The organism is Streptomyces plumbidurans, from assembly GCF_019857225.1.
GTDB lineage: Bacteria > Actinomycetota > Actinomycetes > Streptomycetales > Streptomycetaceae > Streptomyces > Streptomyces plumbidurans.
The window spans coordinates 87,581-112,243 of the sequence record NZ_JAFJSY010000033.1; the positions used below are offsets into that span (position 1 = coordinate 87,581).

The 24,663-nt window shown below is 71.3% G+C and carries 25 protein-coding genes; 13 read left to right on the forward strand and 12 right to left on the reverse strand.

All coding sequences use genetic code 11. The features are described 5' to 3' along the window. Positions 1-46: 46 nt before the first annotated feature. A complete protein-coding gene (locus JYK17_RS21840) occupies positions 47-850 on the reverse strand; it encodes a nuclease-related domain-containing protein (RefSeq protein ID WP_108014857.1) in 804 nt (267 codons plus the stop codon). A 98-nt stretch (positions 851-948) separates the two neighbouring features. Between JYK17_RS21840 and JYK17_RS21845 the strand changes: the two genes are divergently transcribed. The 7 genes from JYK17_RS21845 (at position 949) to JYK17_RS21875 (ending at position 7,428) form a co-directional block, all read left to right on the forward strand. Further along, positions 949-1,455 carry a protein-tyrosine phosphatase family protein gene (locus tag JYK17_RS21845; RefSeq protein WP_108014856.1) on the forward strand — a complete coding sequence of 169 codons (507 nt, stop codon included), beginning with the start codon at positions 949-951 and terminating at the stop codon, positions 1,453-1,455. A gap of 69 nt (positions 1,456-1,524) precedes the next feature. Further along, positions 1,525-2,262, forward strand: a complete 738-nt coding sequence (locus tag JYK17_RS21850) for a hypothetical protein (RefSeq protein WP_222811025.1) — start codon at positions 1,525-1,527, stop codon at positions 2,260-2,262. Then, the gene (locus JYK17_RS21855; protein ID WP_222811026.1) at positions 2,259-3,497 is read left to right on the forward strand and encodes an ATP-binding protein; all 1,239 of its coding nucleotides are present in this window, start codon (positions 2,259-2,261) and stop codon (positions 3,495-3,497) included. Before JYK17_RS21850 ends, JYK17_RS21855 begins: the two co-directional genes overlap by 4 nt. 114 nt (positions 3,498-3,611) lie before the next feature. After that, complete coding sequence (locus JYK17_RS21860) at positions 3,612-4,067, forward strand: SH3 domain-containing protein (protein WP_108014853.1); 456 nt, start codon at positions 3,612-3,614, stop codon at positions 4,065-4,067. Beyond that, a complete protein-coding gene (locus JYK17_RS21865; RefSeq protein WP_181362605.1) occupies positions 4,013-5,416 on the forward strand; it encodes an FtsW/RodA/SpoVE family cell cycle protein in 1,404 nt (467 codons plus the stop codon). Before JYK17_RS21860 ends, JYK17_RS21865 begins: the two co-directional genes overlap by 55 nt. Next, positions 5,413-6,876, forward strand: coding sequence for a peptidoglycan D,D-transpeptidase FtsI family protein (locus JYK17_RS21870; protein WP_128801935.1), 1,464 nt, complete (start codon positions 5,413-5,415; stop codon positions 6,874-6,876). The genes JYK17_RS21865 and JYK17_RS21870 overlap by 4 nt, the downstream gene beginning before the upstream one ends. A gap of 45 nt (positions 6,877-6,921) precedes the next feature. Beyond that, positions 6,922-7,428, forward strand: a complete 507-nt coding sequence (locus JYK17_RS21875) for a DUF3291 domain-containing protein (RefSeq protein WP_108014851.1) — start codon at positions 6,922-6,924, stop codon at positions 7,426-7,428. A 29-nt stretch (positions 7,429-7,457) separates the two neighbouring features. Here JYK17_RS21875 and JYK17_RS21880 read toward each other — a convergent pair whose 3' ends face one another. Next, positions 7,458-8,573: a ferritin-like domain-containing protein gene (locus tag JYK17_RS21880; protein WP_108014850.1), complete on the reverse strand. Its 1,116-nt coding sequence runs from the start codon at positions 8,571-8,573 to the stop codon at positions 7,458-7,460. 125 nt (positions 8,574-8,698) lie between these two features. On the opposite strand from JYK17_RS21880, the gene JYK17_RS21885 reads away from it, so the two are divergent. The 4 genes from JYK17_RS21885 to JYK17_RS21900 all read left to right on the forward strand — a co-directional run bounded on the left by JYK17_RS21885 (position 8,699) and on the right by JYK17_RS21900 (position 11,840). Beyond that, entirely contained in the window at positions 8,699-9,637 is a 939-nt protein-coding gene (locus tag JYK17_RS21885) for an AurF N-oxygenase family protein (RefSeq protein ID WP_108014849.1), read from the forward strand. Positions 9,638-9,670: 33 nt separating this feature from the next. After that, positions 9,671-10,324, forward strand: coding sequence for a TetR/AcrR family transcriptional regulator (locus JYK17_RS21890; RefSeq protein ID WP_108014848.1), 654 nt, complete (start codon positions 9,671-9,673; stop codon positions 10,322-10,324). A gap of 30 nt (positions 10,325-10,354) precedes the next feature. After that, complete coding sequence (locus JYK17_RS21895) at positions 10,355-10,690, forward strand: DUF8847 domain-containing protein (RefSeq protein WP_108014970.1); 336 nt, start codon at positions 10,355-10,357, stop codon at positions 10,688-10,690. 103 nt (positions 10,691-10,793) lie between these two features. Further along, positions 10,794-11,840 carry a C40 family peptidase gene (locus tag JYK17_RS21900; protein WP_128801937.1) on the forward strand — a complete coding sequence of 349 codons (1,047 nt, stop codon included), beginning with the start codon at positions 10,794-10,796 and terminating at the stop codon, positions 11,838-11,840. 28 nt (positions 11,841-11,868) lie between these two features. Here the strand turns inward: JYK17_RS21900 and JYK17_RS21905 are convergent, their stop codons facing one another. Genes JYK17_RS21905 through JYK17_RS21925 form a run of 5 tightly spaced genes read right to left on the reverse strand, consistent with a single transcriptional unit; the run spans position 11,869 to position 17,494 of the window. After that, positions 11,869-13,122 (reverse strand): styrene monooxygenase/indole monooxygenase family protein, encoded by a 1,254-nt coding sequence (locus tag JYK17_RS21905; protein ID WP_108014846.1) that lies wholly within the window; start codon positions 13,120-13,122, stop codon positions 11,869-11,871. A gap of 26 nt (positions 13,123-13,148) precedes the next feature. Beyond that, positions 13,149-13,793, reverse strand: coding sequence for a GTP-binding protein (locus tag JYK17_RS21910; RefSeq protein WP_108014845.1), 645 nt, complete (start codon positions 13,791-13,793; stop codon positions 13,149-13,151). After that, entirely contained in the window at positions 13,774-14,184 is a 411-nt protein-coding gene (locus JYK17_RS21915) for a DUF742 domain-containing protein (RefSeq protein WP_108014844.1), read from the reverse strand. The genes JYK17_RS21910 and JYK17_RS21915 overlap by 20 nt, the downstream gene beginning before the upstream one ends. Next, entirely contained in the window at positions 14,181-14,687 is a 507-nt protein-coding gene (locus JYK17_RS21920; protein ID WP_108014843.1) for a roadblock/LC7 domain-containing protein, read from the reverse strand. Before JYK17_RS21920 ends, JYK17_RS21915 begins: the two co-directional genes overlap by 4 nt. Then, a complete protein-coding gene (locus JYK17_RS21925) occupies positions 14,684-17,494 on the reverse strand; it encodes a sensor histidine kinase (protein ID WP_222811027.1) in 2,811 nt (936 codons plus the stop codon). Before JYK17_RS21925 ends, JYK17_RS21920 begins: the two co-directional genes overlap by 4 nt. A gap of 378 nt (positions 17,495-17,872) precedes the next feature. On the opposite strand from JYK17_RS21925, the gene JYK17_RS21930 reads away from it, so the two are divergent. Further along, on the forward strand, positions 17,873-18,658 hold the full coding sequence (locus tag JYK17_RS21930; protein WP_108014842.1) for a protein phosphatase 2C domain-containing protein: 786 nt from the start codon (positions 17,873-17,875) through the stop codon (positions 18,656-18,658). Between the two features lie 36 nt (positions 18,659-18,694). Here the strand turns inward: JYK17_RS21930 and JYK17_RS21935 are convergent, their stop codons facing one another. After that, complete coding sequence (locus JYK17_RS21935) at positions 18,695-19,186, reverse strand: MarR family winged helix-turn-helix transcriptional regulator (protein ID WP_108014841.1); 492 nt, start codon at positions 19,184-19,186, stop codon at positions 18,695-18,697. Positions 19,187-19,453: 267 nt separating this feature from the next. Here JYK17_RS21935 and JYK17_RS21940 point away from each other — a divergent pair, with 267 nt between their 5' ends. Then, positions 19,454-20,272: a lysozyme gene (locus JYK17_RS21940; RefSeq protein ID WP_108014840.1), complete on the forward strand. Its 819-nt coding sequence runs from the start codon at positions 19,454-19,456 to the stop codon at positions 20,270-20,272. 98 nt (positions 20,273-20,370) lie between these two features. Here JYK17_RS21940 and lon read toward each other — a convergent pair whose 3' ends face one another. The 4 genes from lon to JYK17_RS21960 all read right to left on the reverse strand — a co-directional run bounded on the left by lon (position 20,371) and on the right by JYK17_RS21960 (position 24,608). Then, on the reverse strand, positions 20,371-22,785 hold the full coding sequence (gene lon / locus JYK17_RS21945) for an endopeptidase La (RefSeq protein WP_108014839.1): 2,415 nt from the start codon (positions 22,783-22,785) through the stop codon (positions 20,371-20,373). 164 nt (positions 22,786-22,949) lie between these two features. Continuing rightward, positions 22,950-23,690, reverse strand: coding sequence for a rhomboid-like protein (locus JYK17_RS21950; protein WP_372465221.1), 741 nt, complete (start codon positions 23,688-23,690; stop codon positions 22,950-22,952). Between the two features lie 124 nt (positions 23,691-23,814). After that, positions 23,815-24,237, reverse strand: a complete 423-nt coding sequence (locus JYK17_RS21955; RefSeq protein ID WP_222811028.1) for a hypothetical protein — start codon at positions 24,235-24,237, stop codon at positions 23,815-23,817. Then, positions 24,234-24,608: a cupin domain-containing protein gene (locus JYK17_RS21960; protein ID WP_108014837.1), complete on the reverse strand. Its 375-nt coding sequence runs from the start codon at positions 24,606-24,608 to the stop codon at positions 24,234-24,236. Before JYK17_RS21960 ends, JYK17_RS21955 begins: the two co-directional genes overlap by 4 nt. Between the last annotated feature and the right edge of the window lie 55 nt (positions 24,609-24,663).

Genomic DNA, 24,663 nt, shown 5'->3' on the forward strand with positions numbered 1-24,663 from the left:
TCGGCGGGCCGCCCGGGGCGCGCCAACTGAACCCGCACCCAGCCCCTCACACCCGCGTCCACGTATGCCGATCCCGCGCCATCGCGTGCAGCGCCTCCACGTCCGCCGGCTTCAGCACGCCGCCGAGGCGGGTCAGGGTGTCGAGGTCCGTGTCCTTCATGATGCGGACCTCGCGGAGCGGGGCCGGGACGGAGACGTCCGTGGGTTCGGTGAGGGCCAGGACCGGGTGGACCTCGGCGGTCAGGGCGTAGGAGGCGCGGTCGGCGTCGGCGCGGACGCGGCGCAGGAGGGGCTGGGGGTCGCGGCGGCCCAGGGTGACCAGGGGGTCGGTGATCGTCACCTTCTGCTTGCGGGCGTACAGCGTGTGGACGGCGAACAGGCCGCCCGGGCCGATCGTCAGGTGGTGGATGCGGTCGCCGCCGGGCAGCGGCACCGAGTGCAGGGTGTGCCAGCCCGCGCCGTCGAGGCGGTCGAGGGCCTCGCCGATCGCCTGCTCCGCCGTCAGCGCCTTGCGCCGGGGGTCCGGACGCAGCCGGTGGGACGGGCCCGGTTCCCGGTCCAGGGCGATCAGGAGCGCCTCGCCGGGCCGGTTGGGTGCCAGGTCGTCGTCGGGGTGGAGGGAGAGCCGGGCCAGTTCGGCCGGCGTCGGGACCGGCGGCGGGCCGACGGTGACCGGGCCGGTGAGGAAGGGGCCCAGCGCCTTCAGCACCTGCTCCTCCTCACCCTCGGTAAGCAGGTTGACCCGCGCGGCCTCGCGGTCGTACCAGGCGACGTTGCGCCCGTCCCTGTGGCAAACGTAGAGCCGCTCCTGGCCGTGTCGCCAGGACGGTATGACTCGCAGTCCGGTCATGCGCCATCACCCCTTGACCATGGGAACAGGCGGGGTGCTCCCCAGGCAAGAAGACGGTTACCTTTGGGAGGAGTTGGGAGGGCCTTGGGGAGGCGTCGTTGCGTACCCGCAGGAAGCAACCCGATGTACCGGCTCCGGACCGTCCATGGAGCGAGATAGTGCCCGGACTGTGGATGGGCGGACATCAGTTCAGGGGCGGCGCCGGTGATCTGCAGCTCGCTGTGGTGCGGGACGAGTTCGATCTTGTGCAGACCCTGCTGAGGATGCCCGGACACGGGCCCGACCCCGGGGTGGAGCACCATGTGTGGCCGATACCCGACGGGCCGCTGGACGGCACACAGCTCGCGGGTGTGATGCGACTGGCACGGGCCGCGGGCGAGGCACTGGACGAGGGCCGCAAGGTCCTCGTCCGCTGTTACCACGGCTACAACCGCTCGGGTCTCGTGGTCGCGCACGCCCTGGTGCGCCGCGGCCACTCCGCCGAGCAGGCGATCCGGCTCATCCGCTCCCGCCGCTCGCCCTGGGCGCTGCACAACGAGCTCTTCGTGGACTACCTGCGCGCCGGGCTGCCGACGGCCCGGCTGCTGGAGGAGCTGGCGGAGTAGCGAGGTAATCGTTTCGCCGGACGAATAGGGTGTACCGGGTCACCGATCGTTCTCAGTCACAGGAGTACAGTGCTCCGCTCCCGCGCCGCACGCACCACCCTCGCCCTGGCCGCGCTCGCCCTGGCGGCGGGCTGCGGTGACGCGGGCGGGCTGCAGGGCGCGGGGACCACGCCGACCGCGACCAGCCCGGCCAGGCTCTGGCCCAGCCTGACGCCCGCGTCCAGCCCCGCCTGGAACTACGACAACGGCGAGTCCGAGACGATGAAGGGCGTCACCGCTCCCGGCGGCGACATCCGGAAGGTGGACCCAGCGACGATCGTGCGGGCGGAGATCGCCCAGCACGCGGACGACTACGCCGGCTCGAAGGCGCCGTACCGCGAGACCGTGCGCCGGTTGGACGACTGCGGCAAGCACCCGGCGGACGCGAAGTGCCCGCTGCTCAGGCCCTACTACCGGGACATCACCGGCGACGGGCGCCCCGACCTCACGCTGGGCTTCCGGCTGCTGCCCGGTAACCAGACCGCCGTGCGCGTCTACACGGTCGAGGGCGGCCGGGTCGTGCAGGTCATGTCCAACAACGACGCCGTGAGCGGGGTCGAACTGGCCGGGCGCTCGGTGATCATCCATGCGCCGTCCGACCTGTCGGACTACGAGTACCGCTTCCAGTGGACCTGGGACCCGGAGCAGAAGGTCATGCTGCTCACCCACGACGAGATGCTGCACAACGGCAAGCGCGAGCAGCCGCCGAAGCGCCCGTCGGCGGCACCCTCAGCGGTGCCCTCCCTCTCCCCCTCGGCGACTCCATGACGAGGCTCGCTCTGCCCCAGTGGGCCGGCACGCTCGCCGTGAAGGCGGCCGTCTTCATCACCGTCATGTGCTGTGCGCTCGCCGCGATGCTCGGTGTGCTGGTGCATGTCTCGGTGACCAACCAGACCGTCGGCCAGGCCCGCGATCTCGCGCTGTCGCGGCTGTCGGACGCGACGAGGGCGTACGAGGCCGGGGACACGCTGCTGCCGGGCGCGGGCGTCGATCCCCCGGAGCTGCCGGGGAAGCTGCGCAGGCTGGCGAGGTCGGGGAGTCGCGGCACGATGGTCTCCGACCACCACGGGCGCCCCACGATGTGGGCCGCGGGTCCGGCCGACCGGGGCCGGGCGCTGGCCGTCGAGGTCGACTACTCGCAGCAGTCCCGCACGATCGCCGGCCTGGACCGGGCGATCCTGTGGTCGTCGGGCCTGGCGATCGGCGTGACGCTGCTGGTGGGCGCGTTCGCGGTGACCCGGGTGACCCGGCGGCTGCACGCCACCGCGCAGGTGGCCCGGCGGATCAGCGCCGGCGACCTGGACGCGCGCGTCGACGATCCCCGTACCAAGGACCCCACGCACCCCCAGGACGAGGTGGCCGCGGTCGCCGCCGCGCTGGACTCCATGGCGGCCTCGCTGCAGGGCAAGCTGCTGAGCGAGCAGCGGTTCACCGCGGACGTGGCGCACGAGCTGCGCACGCCGCTGACCGGGCTGCACGCGGCGGCCGAGCTGCTGCCGCCGGGGCGGCCGACGGAGCTGGTGCGGGACCGGGTGGCCGCGCTGCGCACGCTCACCGAGGACCTGCTGGAGATCTCCCGCCTGGACACCGGGCGCGAGCGGCTGGAGGTCGACGCGGAGGGTCTGGGCGCGCTGGCGGAGCGCGTGGTGCGCGCGTCCGGCACCGACACCGAGGTCGTCGTGAAGCGGGACGCCCAAGTGGAGACGGACCGGCGGCGCCTGGAACGGGTGCTGGGCAATCTCGTCGCGAACGCGCACAAGCACGGGCGCGCGCCGGTGTCCCTGACGGTCGACGGGCCGGTGGTGACCGTCCGGGACCACGGGGACGGGTATCCGGACTATCTCGTCGAGCACGGGCCGCAGCGCTTCCGCACCGAGGGCGGCGCGAAGGGGCACGGGCTCGGGCTGACCATCGCGGTCGGGCAGGCGGAAGTCCTGGGCGCCCGCCTGACGTTCGCGAACGCGGCGGACGGCGGGGCCGTCGCCGTGCTGACGCTCGGTTAGGTTCTCCGCACTCCTGCGGGGCGCTCCACTGGCCCAACCGGACGAGCGACCCCCCGGTACTGCTCCTAACGTGGCGGATAGTCAGCTTCACCCCCGTTCGTGGAGGTATCGGCCATGTCACTGCGCTCCGCTCTCACCCGCCTGGCGATAACCACCGCCGCCGGCGCCCTGATCACCTCCGTGGCCGTCGTGCCCGCGCTCGCGGACGACGGCTGGGACGGCAACGGCGGCGACCCCGGCTCCGGACAGGGCGACTCCGGGCAGTCCGGCGACTGGAACCAGGGCGACCCCGGCCAGTCCGGTAACGGGAACCAGGGCGGTGACCACGGCGGCCAGCAGTACGCCCGGGGCGTCGTCACCGCGAGCGAGCTGCTGCTGCGCAGCGCGCCGACCCGCGGCAGCCAGGTGATCCGCGTGGCCCACAAGGGCCAGCACGTCTCCATCTTCTGCAAGACACCGGGCCAGAGCGTGCAGGGCAACCACCTCTGGTACCTCCTCACGGACGGGACTTGGGCATGGGGTTCGGCCCGCTACATCGACACGATCGGGACGCCGCCGCGCTGGTGCTGACCCGGGCGGACGCCCCCGCGCGAGCGGTCGCTCCGCTGCGGCGCCGCGGTGTCGAACTCGCCCTCCTCGCCATCGCCGTACTGCTCTCGGTCTACGGCTACTGCGACGTCGGCCTCGCCAGGAACGGCACCGTCCCGCCCGGCGCCGCCGGTTACGGCGCCGGGCTCGGTGCGCTCGCCCTGCTCGCCCACTGCGCGGTGCGGTTGCGCGCCCCGCACGCCGATCCGCTGCTGCTGCCCATCGGCGTCCTGCTCAACGGCCTCGGTCTGGTGCTGATCTACCGGCTCGACCTGGAGACCCCGCACGACCTGGCGGCCCCCACCCAACTCGTGTGGTCCACCGTGGGCGTGACCCTGTTCACCGTGATCGTCCTGCTGCTCCGCGACCACCGGGTGCTCCAGCGTTACGCCTACGTCTGTGTCGTCGCCGCGCTCGCCCTGCTGCTCCTGCCGATCCTCTTCCCGGCCGTCAACGGCGCCCGCATCTGGATCCGGATCGCCGGATTCTCCATCCAGCCGGGCGAGTTCGCGAAGGTGCTGCTGGCGGTCTTCTTCGCCGCGTACCTCGCGGCCAACCGCAACGCGCTGGCGTACACCGGCCGTCACCTCTGGCGCTTGAGGCGCATCCAGCTGCCCACCGGCCGGGCGTTCGGCCCGGTCCTCGCCATCTGGCTGCTGAGCGTGGGCGTGCTGGTGCTGGAGCGTGACCTCGGCACCTCGCTGCTGTTCTTCGGCCTGTTCGTGGTGCTGCTCTACGTCGCCACCGGCCGCACCGGCTGGATCGCGGTCGGCCTGCTGCTGGCGGCCGTGGGCGCGGTGGCGGTCGGCTGGCTGGAGCCGCATGTGCACGGCCGGGTCCAGGACTGGCTGCACCCTTTCGCGTCGATCCAGGCCGGCCGGGGCCCCAACCAGATCGCTCAGTCGCTGTTCGCCTTCGCCGCGGGCGGAGTCCTCGGCACGGGCCTCGGCCTGGGCCACGCGATCCTCATCGGCTTCGCGACCAAGTCCGACTTCATCCTCGCCACGGCCGGCGAGGAGTTGGGCCTGGCGGGCCTGTCCGCGATCTTCCTCCTCTACGGCCTGCTCGTGGACCGCGGCTACCGCGCGGCCCTCGCGCTGCGCGACCCCTTCGGCCGGCTCCTCGCGGTGGGGCTCGCCTCGATCCTGGCGCTCCAGGTGTTCGTGATCGCGGGCGGGGTGACCGGGCTGATCCCGCTCACCGGCATGGCGATGCCCTTCCTCGCCCAGGGCGGCTCGTCGGTGGTCACCAACTGGGCGATCGTGGCGCTGCTGATCCGGCTGAGCGACTCGGCACGAAGCCAGTACGGCGGGGAGGCGGTGCCGTCATGACGCGGCACATCCGCCACTCCGCGTACTTCTGCGTCATGCTGCTGCTCGCGCTGCTCGCCAACGCCGCCCGCATCCAGCTCCTGGACGCCGGTTCCTACAACGACAACCACGCCAACCGCCGTTCCCAGATCGCCCGTTACCACCAGCCGCGCGGCGACATCGTGGTCGGCGGCTCGCCCGTCACCGGCTCCCGGGACTCCGGGGAGCAGCTGCGCTACGAACGGACGTACACGGACGGGCCGTTGTACGCGCCGGTCACCGGCTTCGCCTCGCAGGTGTACGGCACGACACTGCTGGAGCACGTCAAGGACGGCGTCCTGTCCGGCACCGACCCGGCGCTGAAACCGTTCCCCGTGATGAACAACCTGACGGGGGCCCGCAGCCGGGGCGGCGACGTCGTGACCACGCTCGACGCGGCCGCGCAACGGGCGGCGTACGAGGGGCTCGACGGGCGCAAGGGCGCGGTGGCGGCGATCGAACCGGCCACCGGACGGGTGCTGGCGCTGGTGTCGAGCCCCTCGTACGACCCCGGTGCGCTGTCGGGGAACGCCGCGGCGACGGCGCGCTCCTGGGCCCGGCTGAACGCGGACCCGGACAAGCCGATGCTCAACCGGGCGGTGCGGCAGACCTATCCGCCCGGTTCGACGTTCAAGGTGGTCACCGCGGCGGCGGCGCTGGACGCGGGCGTCGTCACGGATCTCGACGCGCCGACCGACTCGCCCGACCCCTATCCGCTGCCGGGCACGCGGACGACGCTGATGAACGAGGGCGAGGGATGCGGGGACGCCCCGCTGCGGGAGGCCTTCGAGTGGTCGTGCAACACGGTGTTCGCGAAGCTCGGCGTGGACGTGGGCGTGAGGCGCATGGCCGCCACGGCGCGGGCGTTCGGCTTCAACGACACCCGGCAGCGCATCCCGTTCGCGGTGGCGCCGAGCACCTTCGACACCTCGATGGACCGGGCGCAGCTCGCCCTGTCGTCGATCGGGCAGTACAACACGCGGGCCACGCCGCTGCAGATGGCGATGGTCGCCGCCGCCGTCGCCAACCACGGGCAGGTGCGCTCGCCGTATCTGGTGGAGCGGACGACCACGAACGAGGGGGCCACGGTGGCCACGGCGGGTTCGCGTCCTGCGCGTGCGGCGATGCGCCCGGAGACCGCCGAGCGGATGAAGGAGCTGATGGAGGACGTCGTGACGGAGGGCACCGGCACGAACGCCGCGATCCCCGGCGCGATCGTCGGCGGCAAGACCGGCACCGCCCAGCACGGCCTGGGCAACGCCGGGGTCCCCTACGCCTGGTTCGTGTCGTGGGCGCAGAACGAGGACGAACGGCAGCCGAAGGTCGCGGTCGCCGTGGTGGTGGAGGACGGCTCGGCCCGGCGGGGCGACATCACGGGCGGCGGGGTGGCCGCGCCGATCGCCCGGTCAGTGATGGAGGCGGTCCTCAACTCCAAGGACTGAGACGGGGGTTGAGCCGGACGAAGCTCCCGACCTAACGTTCGGTACATGACGTCTGCCAGCGCTCACGAACTCGCCCAGGTCAACATCGCCCGCCTCAAGGCCCCTCTGGACTCACCGCAACTGAAGGACTTCGTCGCCGCCCTCGATCCGGTGAACGCCGACGCCGATGCCGCCGACGGTTTCGTCTGGCGCCTGCAGGGCGACGGCGGTGACGCCACCGACGTGGCCGTCTTCGGGGACGACTGGCTGATCATCAACATGTCGGTGTGGCGGGACACGAACGCGCTGACGGCGTTCATGTACCAGGGCCGCCACCGCGAGATGCTGGCCCGCCGGCGCGCGTGGTTCGAGCGGATCGAGGAGGCGATGGTGGCCCTGTGGTGGGTGCCGGCCGGGCACCGCCCGACGGTCGCGGAGGCCGAGGCGCGCCTGCTGCATCTGCGCGCCAACGGGCCCACGCCGTACGCCTTCACCCTGCGCACGTCGTTCCCGGCGCAGGGCGCCGAGCCGGTGCCGCTGGAGGTGCCGGACGGGCTTGGCTGCTCGGTCTGACCGCCGGGTCGGCCCGGCGTCGAGCCGGTCTAACCGCCGCTCTGCCCGGCGCCCGCCTCGATCGCCTCCGTCACCTCGGCCACGCGTTCCCGTTCCTCCTCGGCGAAGCGTTCCGCGTCCAGCCGTTCCGCGATCTCCTCGTCCTGGGCCATCAGCAGGTCCAGGTTGGAGTCGCCGAGGTCGAACACGCCCATGTCGACGTACGCCTGCTGCAGGCGCTTGCCCCACAGGCCGATGTCCTTGACGCAGGGCACGATGCGGGAGAACAGCAACTTGCGGAAGAGCGCCAGGAATTCGGACTGCTCGCTGTACTCCTCGGCCTCGGCCTTCGGGATGCCGAAGTTCTCCAGGACCTCGACGCCGCGCAGCCGGTCGCGCATCAGATGGCAGCCCTCGATGACGAACTCCTCGCGCTCGCGCAGTTCGGCGTCGCTGAGCTGCCTGTAGTAGTCGCGCAGGGCCATCCGCCCGAAGGCCACGTGCCGGGCCTCGTCCTGCATGACGTAGGCGAGGATCTGCTTGGGCAGGGGCTTGTCGGTGGTGTCGCGGAGCAGGCCGAAGGCGGCGAGGGCCAGGCCCTCGATCAGGACCTGCATGCCGAGGTAGGGCATGTCCCAGCGGCTGTCGCGCAGGGTGTCCCCCAGCAGCGACTGGAGGTCGTCGTTGATCGGGTAGAGCATCCCGATCTTCTCGTGCAGGAAGCGGCCGTAGATCTCCGCGTGCCGCGCCTCGTCCATCGTCTGGGTCGCGGAGTAGAACTTCGCGTCCAGGTCGGGGGCCGACTCCACGATCCGGGCCGCGCAGACCATCGCGCCCTGCTCGCCGTGCAGGAACTGGCTGAACTGCCAGGAGGCGTAGTGCTTGCGCAGCTCGGCCTTGTCGTCGTCGGTCATCTTCGCCCAGTGCTTGGTGCCGTAGAGCGACATCGACTCGTCCGGGGTGCCGAGCGGGTCGCGGGGGTCGACCTCCAGATCCCAGTCGATGCGCTTCTGCCCGTCCCACTGCTTGTCCTTGCCCTTCTGGTAGAGGGCAAGAAGACGGTCGCGTCCGTCGTCGTACTCCCAGCTGAAACGGGCCGCACCGCTCGCCGGTACCTGCCAGTGGGGGTCGCCCGGGTCTGTGGCGTACAGGTCGTAAGTCGGCATGTCCGCAGGCTCCTACGTGGTAGACGCCGGGTCAACAAAACGCGCACGGGGGATTGACGAGCTTGCTGACAGGCAGTCTCATAAGCGATGGAGGATGTAACCCCCGGTAACGAAGTGGAAGAACCATGACGATCCTGACGGAAGCGGACGCGCTGGAGGGGCTGCGCGACGCGCTCGGCCAGCTCAAGGACCGCGAACAGGTGGCCGAGCGACTTCTCGCCTCCTCCGCCAAGCACTCCTTCGACCCGGACAAGGAGCTGGACTGGGACGCGCCCTTCGAGGAGGGCAAGTGGTTCTGGCCGCCGGAGCTGGTCTCGCTCTACGACACCCCGATGTGGAAGCGGATGAGCGAGGAGCAGCGGATCCTGCTCTCGCAGCACGAGGCCGCCGCGCTCGCCTCGCTCGGCATCTGGTTCGAGCTCATCCTGATGCAGCTGCTGGTGCGGCACATCTACGACAAGGCGGCCACGAGCGCCCATGTGCGCTACGCCCTCACCGAGATCGAGGACGAGTGCCGCCACTCCAAGATGTTCGCCCGGCTGATCTCGCACGGCGGCACCCCCTGGTACCCGGTGAGCCGGGTGCACCAGAACCTGGGCCGCCTGTTCAAGACGATCTCGACGACGCCGGGCTCCTTCACGGCCACCCTGCTCGGCGAGGAGGTCCTGGACTGGATGCAGCGCCTGACCTTCCCCGACGAGCGGGTGCAGCCCCTGATCCGCGGCGTCACGCGCATCCACGTCGTCGAGGAGGCCCGCCATGTGCGCTACGCCCGCGAGGAGCTGCGCCGGCAGATGGTGACCGCTCCGCGGTGGTCGCAGGAGTTCACCCGCCTGACGTCGGGAGAGTTCGCGCGGGTGTTCTCGGTGGCGTTCGTGAACCCCGAGGTCTACACGAACGTGGGGCTCGACAAGCGCGAGGCCCTGGCGCAGGTGAAGGCGAGCGGGCACCGGCGGGAGGTCATGCAGACCGGGGCGAAGCGGCTGACCGACTTCCTGGACGACATCGGGGTGCTGCGCGGTGCCGGGCGCCGCTTGTGGAGGTCGTCCGGACTGCTGGCGTAGGAGGCGTGCAGGCGGCCGGTTACGCTGCGAGGCATGACCCCGTCGGCCGCCACCCCCGCCTACCGCCGCCTCAGCGTCGAGGAGCGGCGCAGCCAGCTCCTCGACTCCGCCCTCGGCCTCTTCGCCCACCGTGCCCCCGAGGACGTCTCCCTCGACGACGTGGCGGAGGCGGCCGGGGTCTCGCGGCCGCTGGTGTACCGGTACTTCCCGGGCGGCAAGCAGCAGCTGTACGAGGCCGCGCTGAGGTCGGCCGCCGAGGAGCTGGAGCAGTGCTTCGACGAGCCCCGCGAGGGCCCGCTGCTGCCCCGTCTCGCGCGCGCCCTGGACCGTTATCTGGCCTTCGTCGACCAGCACGACGCCGGCTTCAGCGCCCTGCTGCAGGGCGGCAGCGTGGTGGAGACCTCCCGTACGACCGCCATCGTGGACGGCGTGCGCCGGGCCGCCGCCGAGCACATCCTCAGCCATCTGGGCGTCACCGGCCCCGGCCTGCGGCTGCGCATGACCGTGCGGATGTGGATCACCGCGGTCGAGGCGGCCTCCCTGATCTGGCTGGACGAGGACAAGCAGCCGCCCCTGGACGAACTGCGGGACTGGCTGGTCGACCAGTTCGTGGCCGTGCTCTCGGTGACCGCCGTACGGGACGCCCAGACCGCGGAGCTGGTGCAGGCGCTGGCGCAGGATGTCTGACCCCGGCGCGGGATGTCCGAGACTGGTGCCGTGAAGAGCGAAGACACGCCGTTCGAGGGCGGCCCGATGGACGGCCGGGTGCTGCCGGTCCTGGTGGGCCCCACAGGACAGCCGCCCAAGATCTACCGCATCCCGGTCCCGGACGCCGCCGGCGGCCCGCCCGTCGTGCACGTCTACCGGCGCGTCCCGCGCGGCCACACCAAGCGCCTCGGCCTGCTGCGCGGGTGGAAGTACGAGTACGACCCCACCGGAAAGGCGGATGGGCTGAAGTGGCCGTGGTCCAAGCCGGACTCGGCGCCCGGTGCCGCGCCCGGTGCCGCGCCCGGCGCCACGCCGGGCCGCACGCCGGACGACACCGACGAGTGACGCGATTACGCCGAACCGCGCACATCCGGCGCGTGCCGGTGGCGCGGCCGTCAACACCTCACTGTGCGGAGCGGAAGGCCCGCACCGCACCGGAGGTGATGACGTGTCAGGAAGGCTTCTGCGTCTGGTGTGCACGGCGGCAGTGGCCGCCGGCAGCGTCCTCGCACCGCTGCCCGCCACGGCCGCTCCCGCACCCGACCCCGGCGGCCGCACCGTCGCCGAGCAGCTGACGGACCTTCAGCGGCTGTACCACCAGGCCGAGAAGGCCACCGAGACCTACGACGCCACCGCGGAGAAGCTGAGGAAACAGCGCGCCGAGGTGGACCGCTTGGACCGCGCGCTCGCCCGGGCCCGCCTCTCGCTGCAGGACAGCCGGGGCGCCGCGGGCCGGCTCGCCCGGCAGCAGTACCAGTCCAGCACCGACATCTCCCCGTACGTACGCCTGCTGCTCGCCCGCGATCCGCAGCAGGCGCTCGACCAGGGGCATGTGATCGGCCGGCTGGCGCGGGAGCAGGCCGCGACGGTGGGCCGGCTGACCGGCACCGAGAAGAAGGCCGACGCGCTGGCCCGCAACGCCCGCACGGCCCTCGACCGTCAGCTCTCCCTCGCCGCACGGCAGAAGAAGGACCGGGACGACGTGCAGGGGCGGCTGAAGAAGGTCGAGGAACTCCTCGCCTCGCTCACCCCCGAACAGCTCTCCGCGCTCGCCGAGTTGGAGAAGCACGGCGTCGACACGGCGCAGCAGAAGCTCCTGGCGTCCGGCGCCCTCGACGACGACCGCCCGCCGTCACCGGAGGGCGACCGCGCGGTGCGCTACGCCGTACGGCAGCTCGGCAAGCCGTACCAGTGGGGCGCCGAGGGCCCGAAGTCCTACGACTGCTCGGGGCTGACCTCGCAGGCCTGGGACCGCGCCGGCACGCCGATCCCGCGCACCAGCCAGGAGCAGTGGGCGCAGCTGCCGAAGGTCCCCCTCGATCAGCTGCGCCCCGGCGACCTGGTGATCTACTTCCCCGAGGCCACGCACGTCGCGATGTACCTGGGCCACGGCATGATGATCCAGGCCCCGCGCACCGGCGAGAAAATCAAGGTCTCGCCGGTCGCGGCCTACCCGATCCTGGGAGCCGTCCGGCCCGACGAACGCAGGCTCTGAAAACCGCAGCCTCCAGGAAACGCAGCCTCTAGGAACCGGCGACCGAGGCGAGGTACGCCTCCGTCTTCTCCGGCTCGTAGAAGAAGTTCTCGAAGTCGGCCGGGTCGTTGAACGCGTTGGCGAAGCGGTCGGCGACCGGCTGCAGCTGTCCGGCCGCGCCGATCAGGTTGAGGATGTGCTCCGGCGGCGGCGCCAGCATCGCGTTGGTCCACTTGGTGACGTGCTGGGCGGTGCCCCAGTAGCGGTCGAACGTCGCCTGCATCCAGGCCTCGTCGAACGGCCTGTCGCCGTGCTCCAGGATCGAGGCGAGATACGCGGCCGCGCACTTGGACGCCGAGTTGGAGCCCTGGCCGGTGATCGGGTCGTTGGCGACGACGACGTCCGCGACGCCGAGCACCAGACCGCCGCCGGGCAGCCGGCCGATGGGGTTGCGGACCGTGGGCGCGTAACGGCCGGACAAGGTGCCGCCCGCGTCGGTCAGTTCGACCTTGGTCGCCCGCGCGTACTCCCACGGCGTGAACTTCTCCATGAGTTCCAGGGTCAGGGAGAGGTGCTCGGCCGGGTCCTTGACGCCGTTGAAGACGTCCAGCGGGCCGCCGGGTATGCCTTCCCAGAACAGGATGTCGGCGCGGCCGGAGGTGGTGAACGTCGGCATGACGAACAGTTCGCCGACGCCCGGGACGAGGTTGCAGCGGACCGCGTCGAACTCCGGGTGCTCGGGGCGCGGGCCCAGACCGTGCACGTAGGCCACCGCGAGGGCGCGCTGCGGCTCGCTGTAGGGCGAACGGGACGCGTCGCGGCCGAACATGGACACCAGCTCGCCCTTGCCCGCCGACACCATCACCAGGTCGTACGTACGGGAGAAGTAGTCGAGGTCGGAGACGGCCGCGCCGTGGATGACCAGCTGGCCGCCGCGCTGGGCGAACGTCTCCATCCAGCCGGCCATCTTCACCCGCTGGTCGACCGACTGCGCGTACCCGTCGAGCCTGCCCACCCAGTCGATGGCGCGCGCCGCGGGGCCCTCGCCCCAGGAGCCGGGGGCCGCGACCGAGACGCCGAGTCCTTCGATCTTCGGGGCCTGGGACTCCCAGAAGTTCAGCTGGAGATCGCGCTCGTGCTGCAGTGCCGTGTGGAACATGCACTGCGTCGACATGACCCGGCCGGAGCGGATCTCGTCCGCCGTCCGGTTCGACATAAGGGTGACCTCGTACCCGTGCGACTGAAGGCCGAGGGCGAGCTGCAGACCGGACTGACCGGCCCCTACGACGAGTATCTTCCGCATGGCGGGTGAGGGCTCCTAACGGGGGTTCACTCGGGTGTTTCGTCGAGCGCGTGGCCCACGAGGGACAGGAGGGTCTCGATCACCGAGATCCGGCGGCGCGCATCCATGATCATTACAGGTATGTGCGCGGGGATCGTCAATGCCTCCCGCACGTCCTCGGGCTCGTACAGCTCGCTGCCGTCGAAGTGGTTGACGGCGACGACGTACGGCAGTCCGCAGCTCTCGAAGTAGTCGAGCGCGGGGAAGCAGTCCTTCAGGCGGCGGGTGTCGGCCATGACGACGGCGCCTATCGCGCCGCGCACCAGGTCGTCCCACATGAACCAGAACCGCTGCTGGCCCGGCGTGCCGAACAGATAGAGCACCAGGTCGTCGTCGAGCGTGAGGCGGCCGAAGTCCATCGCCACGGTGGTGGTGAGCTTGCCGGGCGTGGAGGTGAGGTCGTCGGTCTCCTCGCTCGCCTCGGTCATCAGCGCCTCGGTCTGCAGCGGCGTGATCTCCGAGACGGCGGTGACCAGCGTGGTCTTGCCGACGCCGAAGCCTCCCGCCACGACTATCTTCGTGGCGATGGGGGCGCGGGTGCGGTCCGTCTGCCACGACTGCAGATTCTCGTCCTCGTCGACGAGGGGGGTGACGCCGGCAGCGGTGGCGGCGTCAGAGACGACGGAGTCCATTCAGCACCCTTTCCAGCAGAGCGCGGTCGGGACGGCCAGTGCCGTGGCCGGTCCCGGTGCCGTAAACACGGATCTTTCCCTGGTCCGCGAGGTCGCTGAGCAGCACGCGGACCACGCCGAGCGGCATCTTCAGCAGCGCGGCGATCTCGGCCACCGTGCGCATACGGCGGCAGAGTTCGACGATGGCGAGCATCTCCGGCATCACCCTGCTGCCGGAGGCGCCGTTCGTCAGTTCCTTGCGCTCCTCGGGTGCCTCCAGCGCGGCCACGAACGTCTCCACGAGGAGGACGTGACCGAAGCGCGTACGGCCGCCGGTGAGCGAATAGGGGCGCACGCGGGCCGGCTTGCGCTCGGCGCCGCGGACGGGGAGTTTCTTCGGCGATGTGCTCATCGGGTGCTCCCGGCGGACTCCTGCTCGAGGGACTGGCGCAGCTCGCTGCGGAGTTCGGGGGTCAGCACATGGCCGGCGCGGCCCACGAAGAGTGCCATGTGGTACGCCACCACGCTCATGTCGCAGTCCGCGGAGCCGTGCACACCGAGCAGTGAGCCGTCGCTGATCGACATCACGAACAGGCTGCCCTCCTCCATCGCGACCATCGTGTGCTTCACCTTGCCGGAGTCCATCAGCTTGGCCGCACCGATGGTGAGGCTGCCGATGCCGGAGACGATGGTGGCGAGGTCGGCGGCGGAGCCGCGGGGGCCGCCGGCGCGCTGCCGCTTGGCCTCCTTCTTCGCCTCGGCGTTGCGGCCGGGGTCGGAGGAGAGCAGCAGCAGGCCGTCGGAGGAGACCACCGCCACTGACTGGATGCCCGGCACCTCCTCGACCAGGTTCGTCAGCAGCCAGTGCAGATTGCGGGCTTCACTGCTCAGTCCGAAGGTACTGGGCGCGGTCAACTGCGTTCCTCCTCGACAGTGCCCCCCGTGGCTTCTTCGGATTCAGCTGTTCCGGTGGCCGGCACCTCGTTCTGGGCCGTCCTCTCGGCGATCTCCACCTCTACGTCGCGGTAGCCGGCCTGGGCGCCCTGGCGGAATCCGCCGAGTCTCCTGCGGAGTGCTTCCGCGTCCACGGTACGGGGGCGTTGGGGCTGGGTCTCGGTCGGTGCGGTGATCTTTGGGGTGCGCTTGGGGAGGCCCTTTGCTGTTACTGGTTCTTCTTCGTCCGGGGTGCGTTGGTGCTCCGCCTCCGCCTCGGCTTCGGCTTCGGCGGATGGGTTCCCACCCGCACCACCTGTACCACTTGCGTCGTCGGGTGCGGGTGGCCCCTGTGGGGGCTCCTCGCCGTCGGCGGCCTCGGGTTCCGGGTGGGGCTGCGGCGGCAGGGGGTCCCGGTCCGTCGGCTGGAGCGGGATCAGGAGTTCCATCGTGGTCTCGGCCGGGGTCGGCGCGTGTTCGTCGGCCTCGGGGCCGGTATCCGGCTCGGCCTCGGTGTTCGCCTTTGCCTCGGCGGCCTGTGCCGCCTTCTCCGCCAACGCCACCAGTGGGTCCGGTGACTTCGTGCGGTGGTGCAGTTCGTTGGAGTTGGCCTCCGCGTCGGCGCCCGGCAGGGAGAAGGAGTGGGCGGAGCCGGAGACGGGTGAGGAGGCCGAGGGGACCGCGGCCGGCGGGGCCGCCGCCAGCAGGGGGCTCGGCAGGACCACGACCGCCGCGACGCCGCCCTGCTTCTGCTCGCGCAGCTGGACGCGGACGCCGTGGCGCTGGGCGAGGCGGGCGACGACGTAGAGACCGAGGCCGAGGCCGTCCTCGCCCTCCTGGTCGTAGGGCGACTCCGGGTCGAACTCGGCGAGCCGGGTGTTGAGACGGCTCATGCGCTCGCCGGTCATTCCTATGCCCTCGTCCTGGACGGAGAGCATGGCCTCGCCGTTCTCCAGGAGCCAGCCGGAGATCTCGACGGGGCGGTCGGGCGGCGAGAACGCGGTGGCGTTCTCCATCAGTTCGGCCAGCAGATGGGAGAGGTCGTCGGCGGCGAAGCCCGCGACGTGCGCGTGCGGCGGCAGGACGGCGATGCGGACGCGCTCGTAGCGCTCGATCTCGCTGACCGCGGCGCGGACGACGTCCACGAGCGGGACGGGGTGCGCGCTCTGCTGGACGTGCTCGGTGCCGGCGAGGACCAGGAGGTTCTCGCTGTGCCGGCGCATCACCGTGGCGAAGTGGTCCAGTTTGAAGAGCGTGGCGAGCCGCTCCGGGTCGTGCTCGCGCTCCTCCAGGCCCTCGATGACGCCCAGTTGGCGCTCGACCAGGCCCAGGGTGCGCAGGGCGAGGTTCACGAAGGTGCCGCCGATGCTTTCCCGCAGCCGCTCCAACTGGGTTGCCGCGTCGGCGAGTTCGGAGCGCAGTCCCTCACGGGCGTCGGCCATCTTCTGGCGCTGGCCGACCAGGTGCTTGCGGTCGGCCTCCAGGGTGGCGATGCGCTCGTAGAGGCTCGCGGCGTGTGCGTGCAGGGCGTTGACGGAGCGGACGACCTGCGCGAACTCGTCGTTGCGGCCGGTGAAGGTGACCGGTTCCTCGGCGGCGGGGTTCTCGGCGCCGGCGAGGCGGGCCGAGCCGCGGCGCAGGACGGAGAGCGGACGCGTGAGGGTGCGTGCCATGGCCGTGGCGATGCCTACGGCGACCAGCATGAGGGCGGCGAGGACGGCGATGCGCAGCTCCAGCGCGGAGACGTCGTCGTCCCGCAGCTGGGCGAGGTCCTTGGTACGGCGGTCGTAGAGGGCGGACTCCGCGCCCCGCATGGCGTCGATCCGGGCGGAGAGCGCGGCGTTGGCCTTCGAGGCGCTGGTGCCCAGTTCGGACGTGGTGAGCGTCGGCTGGTCGGTCAGGGCGGCCAGGTACTTCTCGGCCGAGTCCACCTCGGGGCCGGTGACCGTGGAGTCGTACGACGTCCGGGCGGCCTTGGGCGCGGTGTCGCGGAAGTCGGCGAGGGCCGCGTCGGAGCGCAGCCGGGCCTGCTGGGCGGCGGCGGTCAGCGCGTCGCGCTGTTTCGTGTCGGCCGACGAGGAGGTGGTGGACCTGACCGGCAGCCCGGTGGTGGGGCTGATGACCGTCTGGGTGGACGACGGGACGTTGAGGGCCGCGACGAGGAGTCCGCGGGCGGCGGCGGACTGCTGCACGGCGGAGTCCAGCTCGGCCAGGGAGTGCGCGCCCGCGCCCGCGCGGGGCGGCATCTTCTCCGCCAGCTGCTCGGCGAGTCGGTGCAGTTCGGTGATGGCGGCGGAGTAGGCGCCGTGCGCCTGGAGGGCGCTGTTCTTGCCGGTCAGCGCGGAGCGGCGGACGGCGGCTATGCCGTCGAGGTCGCCGCGCAGGGTGGAGGAGATGTCGGGGTTCTGGCGCAGTTCCTCGACCTGCCGGTCGACGCGGGCGCTGGCCTGCTCGCCGGGGGCCTTGGACTTGGGCCTGCCTGCGGCGATGTAGGAGGTCACCTCGTCGCGCTCGTCGGCGAGCGAGTGGGCGAGGACGAGGGCGTCCTGGGTCTGCTCGGCGAGCGTCACCAGGTCCTGGCAGTCCGAGAGTTGCCCGGAGGCGGCAAGGACGGAGGGGAGGCCGGCCCCGGCGATGGCGGCGGCCACGACGGCCACGGCTACGACGAGGCGGTTGCGGACGTGCGTGGGACGGCCCTTGCCGGTGGTGGCGGTGCTGCCGGGCGCACGCTCGGCGTCCGCTGCGGGATCCGTCTGCTTGCCTGTGCGACGAGGCCGCGTCTTCTGCACCGGTGCTCGCATTCCTGACTCGTGATACTCATGGGCCGGGGTGACGCTCCGTCAACTGGCGCCGACCGCGCACACCCTCGGTACGGTCCCCGACCCTCCCAGTGCCGGTGGGCAGTGGCCGAGCATCACCTGACCCGCCACCCGAAGGAGTGAACATCGGAGGAGAGTTGGGGAGCAAGTTCCGCGGGCGCGTGCAGCGACCGTGCGCGGCGGGCCGGTTGGACGTCCGCGCCCGACGATGGCACTATTCGCCGCCACGCCTTCCCGGAACAACGAATTCCACCCCAAAACAGACGTCTGACCTGCGCGAGTGCGCCGATTCGGCAACCACCGTCGGCCTTTCGCAAACCTTGTGAAGACGTCGTGCAGACTGGCCGAATGCATACGGAACTTGTCTCGGAGCCCGGTGATCCGGCGCGCCCCAACGAGGACTTCGCGGCAGCCGCCGTCCCCGCTTCCGGCCAGGGAGGGGTGGTCGTCGTCCTGGACGGGGTGACGCCTCCGCGTGGTGGGACGGGGTGTCTGCATTCCGTTCCCTGGTACGTCGCGCACCTGGGCGGGGCCCTGACCGAACTGACCGTTTCCCTCACGGATGTTCCGCTGGCCGAGACCCTCTCCCGGGCCATCGCGCGCACAGCTCAAACACACATCGGCACCTGTGACCTTTCTCACCCACGCACGCCACAGGCCACGGTGGTCATGGCGCGTTGGGGGGCCGAGACGGTCGAATACCTGGTCCTTTCGGACTCCGCGCTGCTCGTGGAGTCGCCGACAGGCTCGGTGACGGCCGTACTGGACGATCGCCTCTCCCGGCTGCCGCGCTCGGCCCTGGCGACGGACACCCTCGTGGACGCCACGATCCGCAACAAGGAGGGCGGCTTCTTCACGGCGGCCGCGGACCCGTCGGTAGCGGAACGCGCGGTCACCGGGGTACTCCCCCGCCACGAGGTGCGAGCCCTGGCCGCCCTCACGGACGGGGCCACGCGCTGGGTGGAGAAGTTCCACGAGGGCACCTGGGAGGACTGCTTCGGACTGCTCCGCAAGGAGGGCGCGCGCGCCCTGGTGGAACGAGTGCGTGCACTGGAGATCGCGGACACGGAACGGAAGTTCCTACGGCGCAGCAAGACCCACGACGACGCGACGGTGGTGTACGCCGAGCTGTGAGGGGACCCTGCCGGGGGGCTCCGGAACCCCCGCGGCCTACCGCTCCATACCCCGGTTCAACTGCCCCAGCAAGCGGGCCAGTTCGGCCACCTCCAGGCGGTTCCAGTGGGAGAGTTGGCTGACGTAGCGGGCGCGGCGGGCGTTGCGGACCTTGCGGACGCGGTCGTGGCCCTCGTCCGTGAGGCCCACCAGCCAGGCGCGGCCGTCGGCCGGGTCGGGTTCGCGGGCGACCAGGCCCAGCTCCTCCAGGGCGCGCAGCTGCCGGGACATGGTGGCCTTGCCCACGCCGATGTAACCGGCCAGTTCCGTGGCGCGCTGCCGGCCGCACTCGTCGAGACGGATCAGCAGTCCGTACGCCGCCGACTCCAGGTCGGGGTGGACCTCGCGGGCCATCTCCCCCTGGTTGGCGCGGGCGCGCCGGAACAGGATCGTCAGTTCGCGCTCCAGGGACAGGTACTCCTGGTCTGCACCACTCGGTGACTCATCCGCCGAAAGCCGGCGCTCGTCCCCGTTTTCGCCTTCGTGCACGTCAGTCCCTGCCTCGGTTTTCCCGATCCTGAAAGTTTCCGCCAGACCCCGTCGTTGCCGCAGCTCCCCAAGTATTTCGCAGGGCTAGACCAACGGCAGCCTCCGACCCCCCTTCCACCCGGTCTTCTACGTGCGTAGCTTCTTTAGCGGGCAACGACTGACATGCCCACGCCACGAGCCCGCGCCACCTCACGGCGGCCGGGCAACCCGAGCAACAACCCTGCACAGGCCCCCCACAGAGCATCACCGAGCCTTCGGAGGCACGCCATGCCCGTGCACAGATCCGGATCGGTACGCCCCCGGCACCTCTTCCTCGCCGGGCTCCTGCTCGCCGCCCTCTCGCTCGTCCTCGCCGACCCCGCCACCGCCGCCGACACCCCCGCCCGCGGCTCCGCCCGCATGGGCATGGGCGTCGCCGCCCACGACGGCACCGGCGGCATGCCCTCCTCCGCCGACGCCACCCAGACCGAGGGTGTCGACGTCTCCGGCTACCAGGGCAACGTCGCCTGGTCGACGCTGTGGAGCAGCGGGGTGAGATGGGCGTACACCAAGGCGAGCGAGGGGACTTACTACACCAATCCCTACTTCGCCCAGCAGTACAACGGCTCCTACAACGTCGGCATGATCCGCGGCGCGTACCACTTCGCCACCCCCGACACCACCAGCGGCGCGACCCAGGCCAACTACTTCGTCGACCACGGCGGCGGCTGGTCCAGGGACGGCAAGACGCTGCCCGGCGCCCTCGACATCGAGTGGAACCCCTACGGCGCCGAGTGCTACGGCAAGTCGGCGAGCGCGATGGTCAGCTGGATCGCCGACTTCCTGAACACCTACAAGGCCCGCACGGGCCGGGACGCGGTGATCTACACGGCCACCAGCTGGTGGACCGACTGCACCGGCAACTACGGCGGTTTCGCCGCCAACAACCCGCTGTGGATCGCCCGCTACGCCTCGTCCGTGGGGACGCTGCCGGCGGGCTGGGGGTACTACACGATGTGGCAGTACACCTCGTCCGGCCCGACCGTCGGCGATCACGACAAGTTCAACGGCGCCCTCGACCGGGTCGTCGCCCTCGCCAACGGCTGACGTACCAGCGAAACGCACGGGCGAATCAGCCAACGTACGAGAAGAAGGCCCAAGCCTCCCTCACGGGACTTGGGCCTTCCCTCATCCGATGGCGTCCGTCACGCCGCCACCGGAACCTCCGGCGTCGCGTCGCTCGACGCGGGCGCGAGCGCCAGCTCCAGGACCTGGCGGACGTCCGTCACGGTGTGGACGTCCAGCTTGTCCAGCACCTCGGCGGGGACGTCGTCCAGGTCGGGTTCGTTGCGCTTGGGGATGACGACCGTGGTGACGCCCGCCCGCTGCGCGGCCAGCAGCTTCTGCTTCACGCCGCCGATCGGGAGCACTCGGCCGGTCAGCGAGACCTCTCCGGTCATCGCCACGTCCGTACGGACCTGGCGGCCGGACAGCAGCGAGGCCAGCGCCGTCGTCATCGTGACGCCCGCGCTCGGACCGTCCTTGGGCACCGCGCCCGCGGGGAAGTGGATGTGCACGCCGCGGTCCTTCAGGTCCGCCACCGGCAGCTCCAGCTCGGCCCCGTGACTGCGCAGGAAGCTCAGCGCGATCTGCGCCGACTCCTTCATCACGTCACCCAGCTGTCCGGTCAGGGTCAGACCCGCCGCGCCCGTCTCCGGGTCGGCGAGCGAGGCCTCCACGAACAGGACGTCACCGCCGGCCCCGGTCACCGCGAGGCCCGTCGCCACACCCGGGACCGCCGTACGGCGCTCCGCCGGGTCCTGCGCGGACTCGGGGACGTGGTGCGGCCGGCCGATCAGGGCGCGCAGGTCGGCGTCCGTGATCGTGAACGGCAGCTCCCGGTCGCCCAGTTCGTGCTGGGCCGCGACCTTGCGGAGCAGCCGGGCGATCGACCGCTCCAGGGTGCGCACGCCCGCCTCGCGGGTGTACTCCCCGGCGAGCTTGCGCAGCGCGCTCTCCTCCAGGGTCACCTCGTCCTTGTCCAGACCTGCCCGCTCCAGCTGGCGCGGGAGCAGGTGGTCGCGGGCGATGACGACCTTCTCGTCCTCGGTGTATCCGTCCAGGCGCACGAGTTCCATACGGTCCAGGAGGGCTTCGGGGATTGCCTCCAGGACGTTGGCCGTGGCGAGGAAGACCACGTCCGACAGATCGAGTTCGACCTCCAGGTAGTGGTCGCGGAAGGTGTGGTTCTGGGCCGGGTCGAGGACCTCCAGGAGGGCGGCCGCGGGGTCGCCGCGGAAGTCGGAGCCGACCTTGTCGATCTCGTCGAGCAGGACGACCGGGTTCATCGAGCCGGCCTCCTTGATCGCGCGGACGATCCGGCCGGGCAGCGCGCCCACGTACGTACGGCGGTGGCCGCGGATCTCGGCCTCGTCGCGCACGCCGCCGAGGGCGACGCGGACGAACTTGCGGCCCATGGCGTGCGCGACGGACTCGCCGAGCGAGGTCTTGCCGACGCCGGGCGGGCCGACAAGAGCCAGCACGGCACCGCCACGCCGGCCGCCGATGACGCCGAGGCCGCGGTCGGTGCGGCGCTTGCGCACCGCCAGGTACTCGGTGATCCGCTCCTTGACGTCCTCCAGGCCGGAGTGCTCGGCGTCGAGGATCGCCTTGGCGCCCTGGATGTCATAGGCGTCCTCGGTCCGTTCGTTCCACGGCAGTTCGAGGACGGTGTCGAGCCAGGTGCGGATCCAGGAGCCCTCGGGCGACTGGTCGCTGGACCGCTCCAGCTTGTCGACCTCCTTGAGGGCGGCCTCGCGGACCTTCTCGGGCAGGTCGGCGGCCTCCACGCGGACGCGGTAGTCGTCGGACTCCTCGCCCTCCTGCTCGCCGTTGAGCTCGCGCAGCTCCTTGCGGACGGCCTCGAGCTGGCGGCGGAGCAGGAACTCGCGCTGCTGCTTGTCGACGCCCTCCTGGACGTCCTTGGCGATGGTCTCGGCCACGTCCTGCTCGGCGAGGTGGTCGCGCAGCTGCTGGGTGGCGAGCTTGAGACGGGCGACCGGGTCGGCGGTCTCCAGCAGTTCGATCTTCTGCTCGGTGGTCAGGAAGGGCGAGTAACCGGAGTTGTCCGCGAGCTGCGACACGTCGTCGATGGCCTGGACCCGGTCCACGACCTGCCAGGCGCCGCGCTTGCGCAGCCAGGCGGTGGCCAGGGCCTTGTACTCCTTGACCAGGTCGGTGACATGACCGGGCAGCGGCTCGGGCACGCGCTCGTCGATCCTCGTCCCCTCGACCCACAGCGCCGCACCCGGCCCGGTCGTACCGGCCCCGATCTGCACCCGGCCGCGACCGCGGATCAGTGCGCCCGGGTCGCCGTCGGCGAGCCGGCCGACCTGCTCGACGGTGCCGAGCACACCGGTGCCCGGGTAGCTCCCGTCGACGCGTGGGACCAGCAGGACCCGGGGCTTTCCGGGCTCGGACCGGGCGGCGGCCTGGGCGGCCTCCACCGCGGCGCGTACGTCGGCGTCGTTCAGGTCCAGCGGTACGACCATCCCGGGGAGCACTACCTCGTCGTCGAGCGGCAGTACGGGCAGGGTGAGCGAAGTGGACGTCGAAGCCATGATCTCCCCTTCGGCAGTCAAGTTGAGTTACATCGACTCAATGCTTGCCACTGCGCGAATGTTCCCCACGTCCCGTTCGCTGTCAGCGATCGCGGGCCTGCCGACCACCGCTCGTACGTCTCCGACTCGTACGACGACAACGGCACCGCCCGGAAGATTCCCGGCTACGGCACTCGCGTCAGTGTCGCCCTCGCCGTGGTCGCCGATGTGGTCGTCGCCGTCACAGCGGACCGCTGCCGGCGCCGGAGCAGCGGCCAGATCGCGATGCCCGTGGCCAGCGCGATCAGATGGCCCCAGTCGGTCATCGGGTCTGCGTACGCGATCAGCCTCGCCGCGAGCATCCCGCCGAACAGGGCCAGCAGCGGCAGGCGGAACCACGGCGTCAGCAGTCCGGCCAGGGCGCCGACACAGGCCGCGACGCCGAAGCTGATGCCGTAGTCGAGACGGTGCAAAGAGCTGTTGGGGAGACGACCGGCCAGCACCGCGAGGCCGACGGTGCCCTCGGTCGCGAGGGTGGCCAGGACGTGCCCGAGCAGGAAGACGCCGGCCGTGCGCGCCCCGCCCGTCCGCCGCTCCACGGCGGTCAGGACGAGCAGGACGCACAGGACGTACGGCGACACGACCCCGCCCGCGATCCACAGCGCACTGGCGGGCAGCACCAGTTCCGGCATGCGCACGAGGTGCGCCACGTCGGTGCTGGAGGCCTGGAGAACGGTGTGGACGAGGGAGGCGGGGGCGTACGTGGTGAACAGGGAGGTGAGGGCCAGGACGGCCGCGTAGCCGAAGGTGAACGGCGTGCCGGTGGGGGTCGGCAGCAGGCGCCAGGGGCGCGGGAGGCGGGCCGGAAGGGGCGGTACGGCCACGGGGTCGCTCGCGGACGTCGCGGTGGGTTCCACGGCGGGCACCTCCTTCCGTCCCGCTCCACCCTTCGCACCCCCGAGTACCCCTGTCTGTGACCGACGCCACGCGTACGTCGATTCACAGCAACCTCTCGATCTCCCTCGGCGTCCCGGGCCTGTCCGCTCCCGTTCAGGGCCGCAGCAGGCGCACCTTTTCGGCGTGCGCCGCTCGGGTCGCCGGGTCCCAGTCCCCGGTGCAGTAGACGGACGCCTCGGCGATCGCGCCGTCGCGCAGGTCGGCGCGCATCAGTTCCCGGCAGTACCAGGTGCCTTGCGCGTCGGTCCAGTTCTCCTCGAATTCCAGGACGAAGCCGCTGGGCGTGGGATCGGCGCGGTGGCGGGGAACCGTGCCGCGGCATGGGTGGCTGCGACGGCGCAGGGCGACGAACTCCTCGCGTCCGCGGGCCTGCAGCCGCCACTGCGGCAGGCTCAGGTCCAGGAACACGTCGTCCGTGAACAGCCCGTCGGGGGCGGTGTTGGTCTCCAGGAACCGCACGAAGAGGGCGGCGAGTTCCTCGACCCGGGTGTCGGACACGGCGGTCGCGGCGGTCATGACGGCGCCCCCGCGAGATTGCGTCCGACGACCTCCATCGTGCGGTTCAGTTCCGCGGTGGGGCTGAACTCGACGATCTCGGTACCGGCGAAGACGAGCGGGAGGTGGCCGGGGGCGCCGTAGTAGGCGTCGCCGGCGTGGAAGACCTCGTCGTGGTCGGCGTACCGGAACACGATCCTGCCGGAGAGGACCTGGCCCCAGTGCGGGCACTGGCAGCGGTCGTCGGGCAGGCCCCGGAAGAGCGGGGCGGGGTCCATGTCCTGCTTCGTCGTCTCGTACGCGACGGTGTACGGGCCGAGTTCGGCGTAGCGGCCCTCGATGACGGGCTCGTCCACCCGGAGTTCGGCCTCGGCCTTGGTGGTGCGTGGCATGGGGTCCTGCCTTCCCTCGGAGCTTCGCACAAGCTCGGTGTGTCACCGTCCGGTG